The sequence below is a fragment of the Devosia sp. genome (genome assembly GCF_965229025.1).
Classification (GTDB): Bacteria; Pseudomonadota; Alphaproteobacteria; order Rhizobiales; family Devosiaceae; genus Devosia_A.
This window is the reverse complement of sequence record NZ_OZ245853.1, coordinates 1,150,352-1,163,443: the sequence shown is the minus strand read 5'-3', so window position 1 is coordinate 1,163,443 and position 13,092 is coordinate 1,150,352. Positions and strand designations below refer to the sequence as shown.

Below are 13,092 nucleotides of genomic sequence, written 5' to 3'. Positions count from 1 at the left end.
CACCGAGCCCCCATGCGCCTCCTCCTCGCCCTAACCCTCGCCCTCCTCTGCCTCACTCCCGCTGAGGCCGCCTCGCTGGCCGGCACCACGCAGCACAGCTTCATCCCCGGCCAAGGCCAGGTGATCGAGTATCTCGCCGCCGATGGCAGCACGCTGCTCTGGTATCCGGGCAATGATCGCCTCGCGCCCGGCCAGTGGTCCCTTGAGGGCGATGAAATCTGCTTTCAGTACCCCAACCAGTACTGGCACCCGCGCACCCGCAACCCGGGCAAGGCGAAAAAATGTGAGACGCTGGCGCTCTACCGCTCAAAGCTCATCGATAGCGACCCGGGCGATATCTTCCAGTTCGTCGGCCGCAAGCGGGCGCCCTTCATCCTCCCGCCCTACGAGATGCCCTATTCCCAGATCGAGGCCATTCTCGATCCCTCGATCGTCGCCCGCGAACGCGCCGCCATCCCCCGCTGCGCCGAAGTCCTCGCCAATGCCAATCGCAGCCGCCTCGACACAATCCAGGCGGCGCAGATCTATTTCTACGGCATGCGCATGGGCGAAATCTGCCTCAAGGCTGACTACGTGAAGGCCTTCGCCATGCTCGACGCCATCGGCGAAACCGAAACCCGCGCCGCCTTCTACCGCGAGCTCCAATACAAAGCCCAATCCGGCAGCCCCAAAGCCATCGCCGCCCTGAAAAAGATCAAGCCGTAGCCTTTCTACGACGAGCTTCGCATCAGCCTCTCGGTGGTCGCCTTCTCCCCTTGAGGGACTTCGAACCGTCCCACAGGGCAAAAGGCGCCAGTGGCGCCTTTTGCCCTTGTTACTGCGTCCCGCCAATCGTAGCGTGGCACAAAATCGGGGCATCATTTATGCGACACAACATACTCTCATCTATACTTGTGCTTGGATTGGTCATCGTAACCAGCGCCGGCATCACCGAAGCGTCGGCCAAGGGCGGTTCAAAGCTGCTGCCCAAGCAATCGCTCTACAACAACATCGACTCCAACGCCTCCAGGGACGAGATCAAGGCGCTCTGCGCCGAAATCGTCGCGCGCGAAAACGCCTCGCCGGTCGGCATGACGGATGCCTCCGGCCTCTACATGCATGGCAAGATCCTGGGCGTCACCTGCCTCAAGGTCGACTACTACAAGGCGCTGGTGCTCGCCCACGATTCCGGCGACGCCTTCACCCTCAAGGCCTCCCTCACCTACATCCGCAGCCGCGCCAGTTCCGGCGTTGACAAGGCCATCCGGGCTCTCGAAAAGTACGAACGCGCCTACAAGTAACCCCCTCCTCCTCCCTCCCTCCTCCCTCCCTCCTCCTCCTACCCTCCTACCCTCCTACCCTCCTACCCTCCTACCCTCCTACCCTCCTACCCTCCTACCCTCCTACCCTCCTACCCCCACCCTCCCTCCCTCCTGCCCCCACCCTCCCTCCCTCCTGCCCCCACCCTCCCTCCCTCCTGCCCTCCTGCCCTCCCGCACCTCCCGCACCTCCTGCCCTCCTGCCCTCCTGCCCTCCCAAAGAAACAGTTCCACACCGCCTCATGTCTTGCAAATAGGTCCTAATTGCAACAATATCGGTCACCGCCACCCCTCATCCCAACGGCAGCTGCCCCCCGCGCAGACGGAAAATTGGGTCCCTGCCTCCGCAGCTATGACACCGAATTTGTGTGCACCATCAGTGACTTGGCACCACTTATCCCCGCCATCTCCGCCCGATGTATATTGCCCTCGTCCCCCACACGGACGCGGTCGCGACGAACGAACGGTGGGGGTATCGGGAGCCAGGGAAGTCGTTCCCTGGCGGGCCGATGGTATTGGCAACCGACCGACCGGTCAGGCTCCGTCTTGGTAACAAGTCGCGAGGCGCACCGGCCAGTACGCTCCCCGATGCCGGACGCCTAACTCAGACCCCGATGATCCGGCGTGGCGACGGCCATCCAAACTGCGGACTACCCGCGTAGGCTGAAGCCACGCCGGATCCGTCTACCTTCAAGACCCCCGAGGCCCACGCCATCGGGCGCTTAGTCACGCCGCCTTGTTCCCGCCAGCCGAACCCATCACTCCTCAACCAGCCCGTCGCCCATGATCCTGAACGCCGTCCCGAACCCATGCCGCGCCCCCTCGGGCACCTCGACATGCAGGCCCTTTTCGTCGCGCCTGAAGGCCAGCGCCTCTCCGCCACCGACAACTTCCACCCGCCCAACCTCGCCGCTGACCAGCTGCCCGCCAGTCCTCAGCGACGCGATCGTCAGCGTCGGCGCGGCAACGCCAAGCGTTGTGGCAAACAGCGCATCGGGCCGGGTCGTGAAGCGGATATCCGCGCCGGTGAACGGCGCCGCCGCGCCTTCGCCGAACTGGCCCGATTTGACCTCGGTCGGCCCCTCGCCGAACACCCGCCAGGGCCGCGTCTCGTGGATCGCCGCGCCAAACCGCTCCATCCACTCGCCCACGGCGGTCACAATGGCGCGCTCCTCGCTGTCGATCGTGCCGTCGCCCCGCATCGGAATGCTGAGCAGCAGATTGCCGTTCTTGGCCACCACATCGGTGAGTCGGTGCACCACGGCATCGGCCTTCATGTACGCCTTGCGCTCAAAGATCTCGCGCTTGTAGTGCCACTCGCCGATGCAGGTATCGGTCTGCCAGACCTCCGGCACAATGCTCGACCGGAAGCCCCGCTCCACATCCTCCACCAGCGCCCCCTGCCGGTGCTCGGGCAATTCCTTGGTGTTGAGCACCACGTCGAGCCCGCCCCGCTTCGCGATCGAGCGGTTATAGAAATGCGCCGCTATATCGAGCCCGGCCTGCCCGAGCGGCAGGTCGAAATTGTCGAAATAAACGAGGTCCGGATCGTAGCTGTCGATCAGGTCCTTGCACCGCCGGTACCAGTCGCGCACGAAAATCGGGTTCGTCAGCGGCGGCTTCTCTTCCCACACCCGGTCATGCGCCTCGTGCCAGTCCTCCGCCGCCTTGGCATCGGTGATGCCATCAGGCATCGGCATCACGGCGCCGGCATAAACCTCCTGCGGGTCGAGCCCATCCCACCATTTGCCGGCCCCGTCTTTGCGCCCAAGCCGGAACGCATCATAGCGCTCCCCGGCCCGCGGGCCCTCCGGGTCATAGCCATAGGCGGTCTGGAACCAGTGCCAGGCGTGGGCCGCGTGGTTGCTCACCCCGAACCGCAACCCATGGGCCCGCGCCCGCTCCGCCCAGGTACCGATGATGTCGCGCTTCGGCCCGATCCGCGTGCTGTTCCAAGGATGCCAGCGCGAATCCCACGCGTCAAAATTGTCGTGGTGGTTGGCCATGGCGACGAAATACCGGGCACCAGCCGCCTTGTAGAGGCTGAGCAGGTCATCCGGATCCCAGTTCTCAGCCTGCCACTGCCGCTGGATTTCGATAAAGCCGACATCGGCCGGGTGCCCATAATGGCGCACGTGGTGCTCATATTGCGGCGTGCCCTGGATATACATGTGCCGGGCATACCAGTCGCCCGCCTCCGGCACGCATTGCGGCCCCCAATGCGCCCAGAGCCCGAACTTGGCATCCCGATACCAGTCCGGCACCCGATATCCGGCCTTCAGCGACGCCCAATCGGCCGCAAATGGCCCCTCGATCCGCGTGTCGCCAACGATATCCAGCGTGGTCGTGTTCATCCTGCCCGTCCTCAGTCCCAAGGGTGCCCATTCCGAACAGGAGACGTCCTCTGAAGGCCACCTCCCCGCACCAACCATTGCCTGAGGGGTGAACCAGGATGCCGCGGGATGTCAACAAACTTGAAACGTTATCAAGATCCGAAATGCCTCCCACCGCGGACGAGATGCGCCAAAACCCCCTCGCCTCGCGACGTCTTGTTCCTGCCATCCCCTGCGGCCTACACTGCCGCCTCACATCGGAGGAGGAAACGATGGCCACTCGGCTCAACCCCTATCTCAACTTCAACGGCAACGCCCGCGCGGCGGTGACCTTCTACCACTCCGTCTTCGGCGGCGAGTTCACCACGATGACCTATGCCGAAGGCGGCATGCAGCACGACCCTGCCGACGCCGACAAGATCATGCACTCGCAGTTGATCTCGCCCTCCGGCTACTGGCTGATGCTGTCCGACACCCCGCCGCATTTCGGCTACAACCCCGGCAACACCATGTCGGTCTCCCTCAGCGGTGACGCCGAAGCCGAGCTCACTGGCTACTGGAACAAGCTCTCCGACGGCGCCACAATCTCCATGCCGCTCAGCAAGGCGCCCTGGGGCGATAGCTTCGGCATGCTGGTGGACAAATTCGGCGTCAGCTGGCTCGTCAACATCGCGGGCCCCGGTCGCAGCTGATCATCACTCGGCAACGTCGATCACGTCATTGCCGTCGATGAAATCCTCAAACAGCACGGTGGTGCGGTCCTCGGTCCCCACCACCACAGCCATCTGCCCCGGCCCAACCAACCGCTTGAACGGTACGCCGGGCTGGTCGACGTTGAAGCTGATCGAATAGTGCCCGCCCGCCAGCGTCGTAAACGGCAGCCCGCGATACATCGCCGTTGAGGTGAGGTGCACATGTCCGGCGATCACCTGGCGGATATCCGGGTGCGTCTTTAAAGCCGCAATGAACGCATCGGGCTCCAGCATGCGGATGCTGTCGGATTCGATGTGCAGCGCATTGGCGTTGTGGTGGAGGATCACGATCACCGGCCGGTCCATCGCTTCCGCGAGCCGTACCGTCAGCCAGTCGATCTGCGCCGCTTCCAGCACACCATCGACGCGCCCGGGCTCGGACGAATCGAGGATGATGATGCGATAGCCCTTGAGGTCGATCACCTTGTCGACCTTGCCGGTCTCCCCCGCATATTCAGCGCCGAACGCCTCGAGGAACACCGGCCGGTCGTCGTGGTTGCCGAGCGTGATGTGCACCGGGATTTTTAGCTGCGAAATGATCGTCTTCAGCCGCCCATACGCCTCCGCTTCGCCAAGGTCCGCCAGGTCGCCCGCGAGGACGCAGAAATCCGCATCGGCATAGCGCGCATTGACCGCCTCCACCGCCGCCTCGAGCCGCGCCGCCGTGTCCAGCGTCATCGACACTTCGCCCTCGCGCACCAGGTGCAGGTCGCTCATCACCACAAATTTCAGCGTCATTTTCGTCTCCAGCCGGTTCCGCTCCCACCTAGCGCGACCAGGTGACCCGCCGATGACGCCGGACGCTTTTCACCACCGCCGTCGGCTCTGTTGATTATGACAACAATGTCGCCCTACCGTCATACCAGTGTCATGCAAGCGAGTCCGTGCGGCTCAGAAAGCAGGTATGATGGCCCATTGGACCATAAGGTCGACGGCACTTGTTGCCATCCTCGCGCTCGCGGCCCCCGCCCTTGCCGCACCGCCACTGGCCGGCACCACCCACACCTTCGTCGATCCGGTATTCAACGGCACCGTGTTCTGCGACACGCTCGAGGAAGTGCGCGCCATCGCCACCGCCGCAGCCCCCGATGACGCCTATGCCAACTTCCGGCTCACCACCAACGACAGCGACGAGCCTATGTGCATGGCCATCGCGCCTACCGGCACCGTGGTCAACGTCGTCGAAGTCGGCGTCATGGAAAAGGACGGCCATCACTACAAGGCCTGGGCCATCGAAACGCTGGTGGGCGAAGACACTGCCTATGCGCTCTATCTCGAACGCCACGATTTCATCCTCGTCTAGCTCAGCACCATCGTCGCTTTCGCCGCCCCGGCATACCTGCTAGGCGCTCATTCCACTTGCGCTGCCGCCTGCGCATCCCGAAATGCTGCCGACCGGTGCCACAAGGAGTGACGAAACGTGAGTGTTGGACTGCTCGGATTGCTCGATGACGTCACCGCCCTCGCCAAGGTCGCCGCCGCCTCGATCGACGATGTCGCCGGCCAGGCCGCCAAGGCCGGCCTCAAGGCCGCCGGCGCCGTCATCGACGATACCGCCGTCACCCCCAACTACGTCACCGGCTTTGCCGCCAACCGCGAACTCCCCATCGTGGCGCGCATCGCGGTGGGCTCGGTAAAGAACAAGCTCCTCATCCTCCTCCCCGCCGCGCTGGCGCTCAGCTTTTTCGCCCCCTGGATCATCACCCCACTGCTGATGTTCGGCGGCGCCTACCTCTGCTACGAAGGCGCCGAAAAGATCTACGAAGCGCTGATGCCGCACGAGGGCCACGCCCACGAGGCCGAAGTCGAGGGCGACGCTGCCGATCCCAAGGCGCAGGAAAACGCCCGTATCGCCGGCGCTATCCAGACCGATTTCATCCTCTCGGCCGAAATCATGACCATCGCGCTCGGCGCCCTCCCCTCCATGCCGTTCTGGCAGCAGGCGCTGGCGCTCGCCATCGTCGGCCTCGGCATCACGCTCGCCGTCTATGGCGCCGTGGCGCTGATCGTCAAAGCCGACGATATCGGCCTCGCCATGGCCCGCCACGCGTTCACCCCGCTCGGCCGCGCCACCGGCCGCTTCATCCTCGTCGCCATGCCCTATGTCATGCAGATCCTCAGCGTCGTCGGCACCGCCGCCATGATCTGGGTCGGCGGCGGCATCGCCATCCACGGCCTCGCCAGCATCGGCCTGCCCCAGCTCGAGCACCTCATCGAGGAACTCGCGCACACCGCCGGCACCCTGATCCCCGCCCTCTCCGGCTTCCTGAGCGAGCTGACCCTCATTCTCGCCGACGGCATCTTCGGCCTCGCCCTCGGCGCATTGCTGATCCCCGTCGTGAGCCGCGTCATCGTCCCCACCTGGCGACGCGTGCGCCGCGCCGTCGCCAACCTCCTCGGCCGCTAGCCACCCACACTGTCATCAAACCTTCATTTGCATCCGCCCCATCGCATCGATATCCCTCGATATATGGAACCATCTGCCGCCACCGACACCTTCGCCGCGCTCGCGCAATCAACCCGCCTCGCCGCGTTCCGCCTCATCATGCGCCACGAGCCGGACGGTCTGCCCGCCGGTGAGGTCGCGCGCCTGCTCGATGTGCCGCAGAACACCATGTCCACCCACCTCGCCATCCTCACCCGCGCCGGGCTGATCTCGTCGGAGCGTGTCAGCCGAACCGTCGTCTATCGCGCCGAGATCGACCGCGTCCGCGAGCTGACCAGCTTCCTCGTCAACGATTGCTGCGGCGGCCGGCCTGAACTCTGCGAGCCGCTCGTCGCCGAGTTCACCCCCTGCTGCACCTCCGCCAGCGGAGCACGCTGCTGATGGATCTGCCGCGCCGCCTCTTTGCCGAAGCACTCGGCACCGCCCTCCTTGTCGCCACCGTCGTCGGCTCGGGCATCATGGCGCAAAGCCTCACCACCGACACGGCGGTGGCGCTCCTGGGCAACACGCTGCCCACCGGCGCCATCCTCGTGGTGCTGATCATCATTCTCGGCCCGATTTCCGGCGCCCACTTCAACCCCGCCGTCAGCCTGATCTTCGCGCTCCGTCGCGAACTCGCCGTTCGCGAGGCGGTGCTCTACGCCGCAGCACAGATTGTCGGCGGCATCCTTGGCACAATCGCCGCCCACGCCATGTTTGCCCTGCCGCTCATCGAAGCCTCCCGGCACTTGCGCAGTGGCGGCGCCCAGTGGCTCGCCGAAGCGGTCGCCACCTTCGGCCTCGTCGCCGTGATCCTTAGCGGCATGAAATTCCAGCGCAGCGCTGTACCCTGGCTCGTCGGCCTCTACATCACCGCCGCCTACTGGTTCACCGCCTCCACCTCGTTCGCCAACCCGGCCGTCACCGTCGCCCGGGCCCTGACCGATACCTTTTCCGGCATCCGCCCCGCTGACGTCCCCGCCTTCGTTCTCGCGCAACTGGCCGGCGCCCTCATCGCGTGGGGCCTCATGGCCTGGCTCCTGCGCCCCAGCACCGAGACCGCAACATGACCATCACCATCTACCACAACCCCGATTGCGGCACCTCGCGCAACACCCTCGCCATGATCCGGCAGAGCGGCACCGAGCCCGAGATCATCCTCTACGTGGAAAACCCGCCCAGCCGCGAGCACCTGATCACCATGATCTATGCCGCTGGCCTCACAATCCGCCAGGCGATCCGCATCAAGGATACGCCCTACGATCAGCTCGGCCTCGCCAACGCGGCGCTGACCGACGGGCAACTGCTCGACGCAATGCTCGTGCACCCCATCCTCATCAACCGCCCCTTCGTCGTCACCGACAAAGGCGTGCGTCTCTGCCGTCCGTCAGAGTTGGTGCTCGATATCCTGACCAACCCCGATATCGGCCCCTTTACCAAGGAAGACGGCGAAGTCATCATCGACGCCAAAGGGAAGCGGGTCCGCTAAACCAAACCAGTCAATGCCGATCCCTCAGTCGTCTCCCTCCCCCGTTGCGGGGAGGGATCAAGGGTGGGGGAAGGAAGCCGGTAAGTCATCGGCGCTGCGCACAGATGCTGAGAAGACCTAACTAGCGCAGGCGGTCGGTACCCAACCTGATATTAGCCCCTGATCTTCGCGATCACCGCCGCGGCGTCCTTCGCTTCCGCCGCCGTCAGCCCGCCAAACACCACCTTGGTCTTGAAGCTGGCGCCCGGCGCCAATTGCTTCACGTTGCCCTTCTTGCGCTCCGCTTCCCGGCCGTCCGCATCCGACGTCGCCGGCAGGAACAGGCCCAGCGCATCCTCGTCGCCATTGCGGGTCATCCAGCGCACGCCATGGTCAAGTTCGGCCGTCCGGTGGCTGATGATGTCGGCCGTACCGTCTGGCAGCAGTTGCATCGAGTGCGCCCAGCCATCCGGTCCCGCCTTGAAATCCATCCCCGCAACCAGTTCGGGGTCCACCGCCCTGCCCGCCACGATCTTCCGGTGCGATGCCGGGTCCGCCTGAAATCCGGTCAACAGGTGGCGATAGGCCTGCGTACCCGCCGCATAGCTTGGCAGATGCGTGCGCACCCGGAAGTGCTTGGCTTCATCGGGCACTGTGTCGAGAAGCACCGCCCCATCGACCGGCCTGAAGTTGACATGCGCCATGTACATCAGCTCCATCGGCTTGGCGCGATGGTTGGTGATGGTCACATCGAGCTCGACCTTCCCGCTCGTCTCTCGCAGGCGCACCACCGGCTGGAAATCGTAGTGATGGCTGAAAGCAGCGCGCATTGTCGCGGTGCCGGTCACCTCGACATACGCCCCAGCATCGTCCCGGCCCAGTATCAGGCCAGCCTGCTGAAACGTCGCGTTCGGAATATCCCCGTGCAGCGGGTGGGTGTCGTTTGGCGCCGGATTGCCGATCGCATTGGCCCCGCAATGAACAAGGAACGCGCCGTAGTTCTTCACATATTCGCCAGTCGCCACCGGCTCGTCGAACACCGATGCCATGGTCAGCCGCCGGCCATGAAACGTCGCATCCCAGATCTGGTGCCCATGATAGGGCAACACCACAATCTCGCCGACCGTATTGCGAACCCTCACCGCGGCAATGCCCGAGGCAAAGCGGAACACGCTGACCGACAGTCCGCCATGCGTCGCCAGCTGTCGCTCCTTGCCCTCAAACTGCACGGCCGACAGGTCGAGCACCACCTCATTGCTATTCATCGCCATCGACTCCTCCCTTTTTGTCGATAGCAATAGCAGGCCGTCACCGGTTGGCGGAACACCCTTTCAAAACAAGGCAGAGCCGAAACGACGCGGCGCGCGCTACTCGCCGGATTTCTGCGCGGCCTCGGCAATTGCCTGCGCCGCCAGCACCCGGTTCTCACCGGTCTTCAGCGTCAGCAGGCCCTCAAGGCGATCGAGCTTTTGCAGTTCGGCAAAATGTATCGCGAACCCGCCTTCAAAGTGCCGGGCCACATGTCCGGGAATGGCCCCGACAGCCATCAGCGTGCCAACCTTCGGTGTCACCGCAGCCGAAACCGCCACGCCCGACTGCGACATGTCCACCAGCATGCAGCTCATCTTTTGCCCACCGCCCATGATCAGCATGGCCTGCGTCTCACGCGGCAGCACGCGCTTGTGCTCGCGGCGCTCAGAGACGGTTTTCAACTTGCGGCGCTTCATCCATTCGATCTTGACGGCCAGTTGCACAGCGTCTTCGTAACTTGAGTTGATCTTGATCACAAAGCCGCCGGTCATGACACGCGCCACCTGCCCCTGCAGCACGCCCAAGCCTTCAAAATTCACCGTCAGCGGATCGCCAACTGCCCCGGCAACCGGCGCATTGACCACCGCCTCGCGCGCCGAAATGCTGCGCGCCCGGCACGAAAATACCTGAACCCGGCCCTCGGTGTTTGCTGAGTTCAGCAACACATAGGTCCCCATCAAGTCGCCGATAAAGCGGATATCGGCGAGCTTGCGCTCATCAATTGCAAAGCTTGAAGCTACAGCGCCCATTGCGTCCCCAAAAAACACAAAATGACGCAACCGCCGGTTCGAACATTCGATACTACAGCAACTGCGTCCTAAATTGCTGCCGCGATAGTGACAGCCATAGGTTCAAAACCCGTAACCAGCGTGTCCGCCTCTTTGGCCTCCAGCACGCGCTCAAACTCAACCGCAAAACCAACCGCAAGCGCCCGCACCACCCGCGCCGGCACATGTCCCACTACCACCAGACTGCCCATTTCGAGCATACAGTCGGTGGATACCGCGGCACCGGAGCGTGAGAGGTCCGTCACGAGGCCGCGCACTGCCGTGCCATCGCTCAACGTCAGCGTCGTCCGCGCATCCCTTGGCTTGAGCCGCATATGTCCGCGCTTGTCGCCACTGATGCGTCCGCCACGGCGGCGCAGCCAGCCCACCCAGGTGTCGAGGCGGCGGATCTGGTCGTCGGTCAGCAGCGTGCGGCACACAAAACCGTCTTCGCGGAGCTGCTGCACTTCGCAGCGCACGATCCCATAGCCTTCGACATCGACGAGCACCGCTTCGCCAATCTGACCCTGCACCGGGGCCACCAGCACCAGGCCTGAAGCTGAAATACTGGTGATCCGGCATGCAAATGCCTGCATGCCGCCGGGCCCTGCACTTCTCCCCCCTGAAAGCGAAAAGCTCCCAGCGAGTGCACCGTTGAAGCGAACCTCTTCGCGTTGTTCAAGCGCGCGCTGCGCGCCCCCACCCCTCGCTGAGCCCATTGCCAAGTTCCCCTAAAACCACCAGCGCACAATTGAGCGCCGCTTTTGTGAATTAGTGGTTACTGTTGGCACCCGTGGCGCTGGCGTTTCTCAACATGATTGGTATCTCCCGCTGCAGATACTCAGATCGACTGGTACAGCGCTTACCTATCGGACTGCGTCGCACTCGCCATGAATTCAAAGAACGCTTCCGGACCCGGAACGTCTTTCAGTTTCTTGCCCTCAATCAACACATATCTGTTGCCAACCGTTCGAACGAAGCTCCGATCATGTGACACCACCACGCCCGTCGCCTCCTGTTGCAGTATCTCGCCCTCAAGCGCCTCACGCCCAACGATATCGACATGGTTGGTCGGCTCATCCATCAGATAGAAATTCGGCGTGGTCAGCCGCAATGCCAGCAATCCCAGGCGCGCCCGCTGCCCAAAACTGAGCTGCCGGATCGGCTTGCCCTGCTTTTCGAGCGCAAACCCCGCCGCAGCCAAGAGGCTCCGCACCCGCGCATCCGGCACCTTGAACGCCGTCGAAATAAGGTTCTCCGGCGTATCGTCGGGTGGCAGCTGCGACATATCCTGGTCTGTGTAACCCAGCACAACCGACGGTGTGACCTTGATCCCCACCACGCTTCCCGGCGCAACGATCGCCTGGCGCAGCAACTTCACGAACTGCGATTTGCCGATGCCGTTCTGCCCCAGCAATACGATCCGATCGCCCTGGAAGATATGCAGCTTGTCGATCTTGAACAGCGCCTGTCCGCTAGGCGTCGTCACCGTCAGGTTCTCGATCCCCACCAGCAGCTTGGCATGAGTGTCACGGCTCTCGAGCCGGATCTCTCCCGAGCGCTCGCGATGGGTCGGCCGCACCGCCTGCTCGATCCGTGCAGCCCGCTCACGAAGCTGCTTGGTCTTGACCACAAGCAGGTCGCTACCCGAGTTGATGCCGATATTGTTCAGCTTGGCGGCCTGCTTCCTGAGCTTCCCCGCCTCTTTCATGTCGCGTTCGTTCTGCGCCTCGTGCGCCGCGTCCTCTTCAGCCAGCGCCTCCCGCGCCTGGGAGAACGGCAAACTGAAGTAGCGCGAAGTCCCGGGCCGCAGAAACAGCGTTCGGTTGGTGACCTCGTCGAGAAACTCCCGGTCATGGCTGGCGATCAGCGCCGGCACCCCGCGGGCCTCCGTGTTGAGCCAGCGCTCCAACTGGTAGATCTTGGCTAGGTCCAAATGGTTGGTCGGCTCGTCCATCAGCAGCGCGTCGGGCTCGGTCACCCACACCCGCGCAATCAGCATCAGCCGCTGCCAGCCGCCGCTCAGTTCCCCCACCAGGCGGTCGCGCAACTCATAGGGCGTCTCGAACCCATCCAGCGCCACATCCGCCTTCCAGCCATCCGTCTCCCGGTCGGCTGCCGGCATCGCGTCGAGCACGGCGTCGCGCATCGTCATGGCATGGAGCGCCTTGGGTACATCCTGCTCTACATATCCAATGCGCAACCCGCGCGAGCACACCACGTCGCCGGTGGCAGGCTCCGCGAGCCCAGCGATCACGCGGAGCAGTGATGTCTTGCCATTGCCATTTCCGGCCACCAGCCCCACCCGGTCGCCATCGGCGATCACAAGGCTGAGGTCGTGGAACAGCGGTTCGCTGGCGATGATGGAAAGGTCTTTGAGGCTGATCGAGGCCATATTCAATCTCTTGGGTCTGGGTGTGTCCGTCAGGCGCCTCAGCTCACGCGAGGCAATCGGTCGGGCAAACCCGGAATCAATGAGACGAAACGATCGTCAGGACCCCTGCGGTCAGCCCTGCAACTTCAGCTGCAGGGCGGCAACAGGTCCACGGCAACGGTGGTCAAAATACACAGACATGAACATGACCCTCCTCGCGGCCAGCGTTGCGACGATCAACTGTTACCGTGATCGGCGACGCTTGGCAAATGCCGGCAGCGGAGGCGGCGCTATGCGAGGTAGAACATCGTCGCGGCGATGGCGATCATCGCGGTGCGGCCCAAGGCAAGATGGGCAAGCCGGT

14 protein-coding genes are annotated in these 13,092 nt (G+C 63.8%); 8 read left to right on the top strand and 6 right to left on the bottom strand.

Features of this window, described 5'->3' with window-relative positions; all coding sequences use genetic code 11:
* The first annotated feature begins 12 nt into the window (after positions 1-12).
* Positions 13-705, top strand: coding sequence for a hypothetical protein (locus ACO06J_RS05750; RefSeq protein ID WP_421759747.1), 693 nt, complete (start codon positions 13-15; stop codon positions 703-705).
* A gap of 197 nt (positions 706-902) precedes the next feature.
* Complete coding sequence (locus ACO06J_RS05745) at positions 903-1,280, top strand: hypothetical protein (protein ID WP_421759746.1); 378 nt, start codon at positions 903-905, stop codon at positions 1,278-1,280.
* 776 nt (positions 1,281-2,056) lie between these two features.
* Here ACO06J_RS05745 and ACO06J_RS05740 read toward each other — a convergent pair.
* Entirely contained in the window at positions 2,057-3,652 is a 1,596-nt protein-coding gene (locus tag ACO06J_RS05740) for an alpha-L-fucosidase (RefSeq protein ID WP_421759745.1), read from the bottom strand.
* 251 nt (positions 3,653-3,903) lie between these two features.
* Between ACO06J_RS05740 and ACO06J_RS05735 the strand changes: the two genes are divergently transcribed.
* Complete coding sequence (locus ACO06J_RS05735; RefSeq protein ID WP_421759744.1) at positions 3,904-4,323, top strand: VOC family protein; 420 nt, start codon at positions 3,904-3,906, stop codon at positions 4,321-4,323.
* Positions 4,324-4,326: 3 nt separating this feature from the next.
* Here ACO06J_RS05735 and ACO06J_RS05730 read toward each other — a convergent pair whose 3' ends face one another.
* Positions 4,327-5,121, bottom strand: a complete 795-nt coding sequence (locus tag ACO06J_RS05730) for a phosphodiesterase (RefSeq protein WP_421759743.1) — start codon at positions 5,119-5,121, stop codon at positions 4,327-4,329.
* A 166-nt stretch (positions 5,122-5,287) separates the two neighbouring features.
* On the opposite strand from ACO06J_RS05730, the gene ACO06J_RS05725 reads away from it, so the two are divergent.
* The 5 genes from ACO06J_RS05725 (at position 5,288) to arsC (ending at position 8,297) form a co-directional block, all read left to right on the top strand.
* The gene (locus ACO06J_RS05725; protein ID WP_421759742.1) at positions 5,288-5,686 is read left to right on the top strand and encodes a hypothetical protein; all 399 of its coding nucleotides are present in this window, start codon (positions 5,288-5,290) and stop codon (positions 5,684-5,686) included.
* Positions 5,687-5,803: 117 nt separating this feature from the next.
* Positions 5,804-6,790, top strand: a complete 987-nt coding sequence (locus tag ACO06J_RS05720) for a DUF808 domain-containing protein (RefSeq protein WP_421759741.1) — start codon at positions 5,804-5,806, stop codon at positions 6,788-6,790.
* A 63-nt stretch (positions 6,791-6,853) separates the two neighbouring features.
* Complete coding sequence (locus tag ACO06J_RS05715) at positions 6,854-7,210, top strand: ArsR/SmtB family transcription factor (RefSeq protein ID WP_421759740.1); 357 nt, start codon at positions 6,854-6,856, stop codon at positions 7,208-7,210.
* Positions 7,210-7,878 carry an aquaporin gene (locus tag ACO06J_RS05710; protein ID WP_421759739.1) on the top strand — a complete coding sequence of 223 codons (669 nt, stop codon included), beginning with the start codon at positions 7,210-7,212 and terminating at the stop codon, positions 7,876-7,878. Before ACO06J_RS05715 ends, ACO06J_RS05710 begins: the two co-directional genes overlap by 1 nt.
* Complete coding sequence (arsC, locus tag ACO06J_RS05705; protein ID WP_421759738.1) at positions 7,875-8,297, top strand: arsenate reductase (glutaredoxin); 423 nt, start codon at positions 7,875-7,877, stop codon at positions 8,295-8,297. Before ACO06J_RS05710 ends, arsC begins: the two co-directional genes overlap by 4 nt.
* 152 nt (positions 8,298-8,449) lie before the next feature.
* Here arsC and ACO06J_RS05700 read toward each other — a convergent pair whose 3' ends face one another.
* The 4 genes from ACO06J_RS05700 to ACO06J_RS05685 form a co-directional block, all read right to left on the bottom strand.
* Positions 8,450-9,547: a DUF4432 family protein gene (locus ACO06J_RS05700; protein WP_421759737.1), complete on the bottom strand. Its 1,098-nt coding sequence runs from the start codon at positions 9,545-9,547 to the stop codon at positions 8,450-8,452.
* Positions 9,548-9,643: 96 nt separating this feature from the next.
* The gene (locus ACO06J_RS05695) at positions 9,644-10,336 is read right to left on the bottom strand and encodes a PilZ domain-containing protein (protein ID WP_421759736.1); all 693 of its coding nucleotides are present in this window, start codon (positions 10,334-10,336) and stop codon (positions 9,644-9,646) included.
* A gap of 68 nt (positions 10,337-10,404) precedes the next feature.
* Complete coding sequence (locus ACO06J_RS05690) at positions 10,405-10,950, bottom strand: PilZ domain-containing protein (protein ID WP_421759735.1); 546 nt, start codon at positions 10,948-10,950, stop codon at positions 10,405-10,407.
* Between the two features lie 266 nt (positions 10,951-11,216).
* Positions 11,217-12,749 (bottom strand): ABC-F family ATP-binding cassette domain-containing protein, encoded by a 1,533-nt coding sequence (locus ACO06J_RS05685; protein WP_421759734.1) that lies wholly within the window; start codon positions 12,747-12,749, stop codon positions 11,217-11,219.
* Positions 12,750-13,092: the final 343 nt, after the last annotated feature.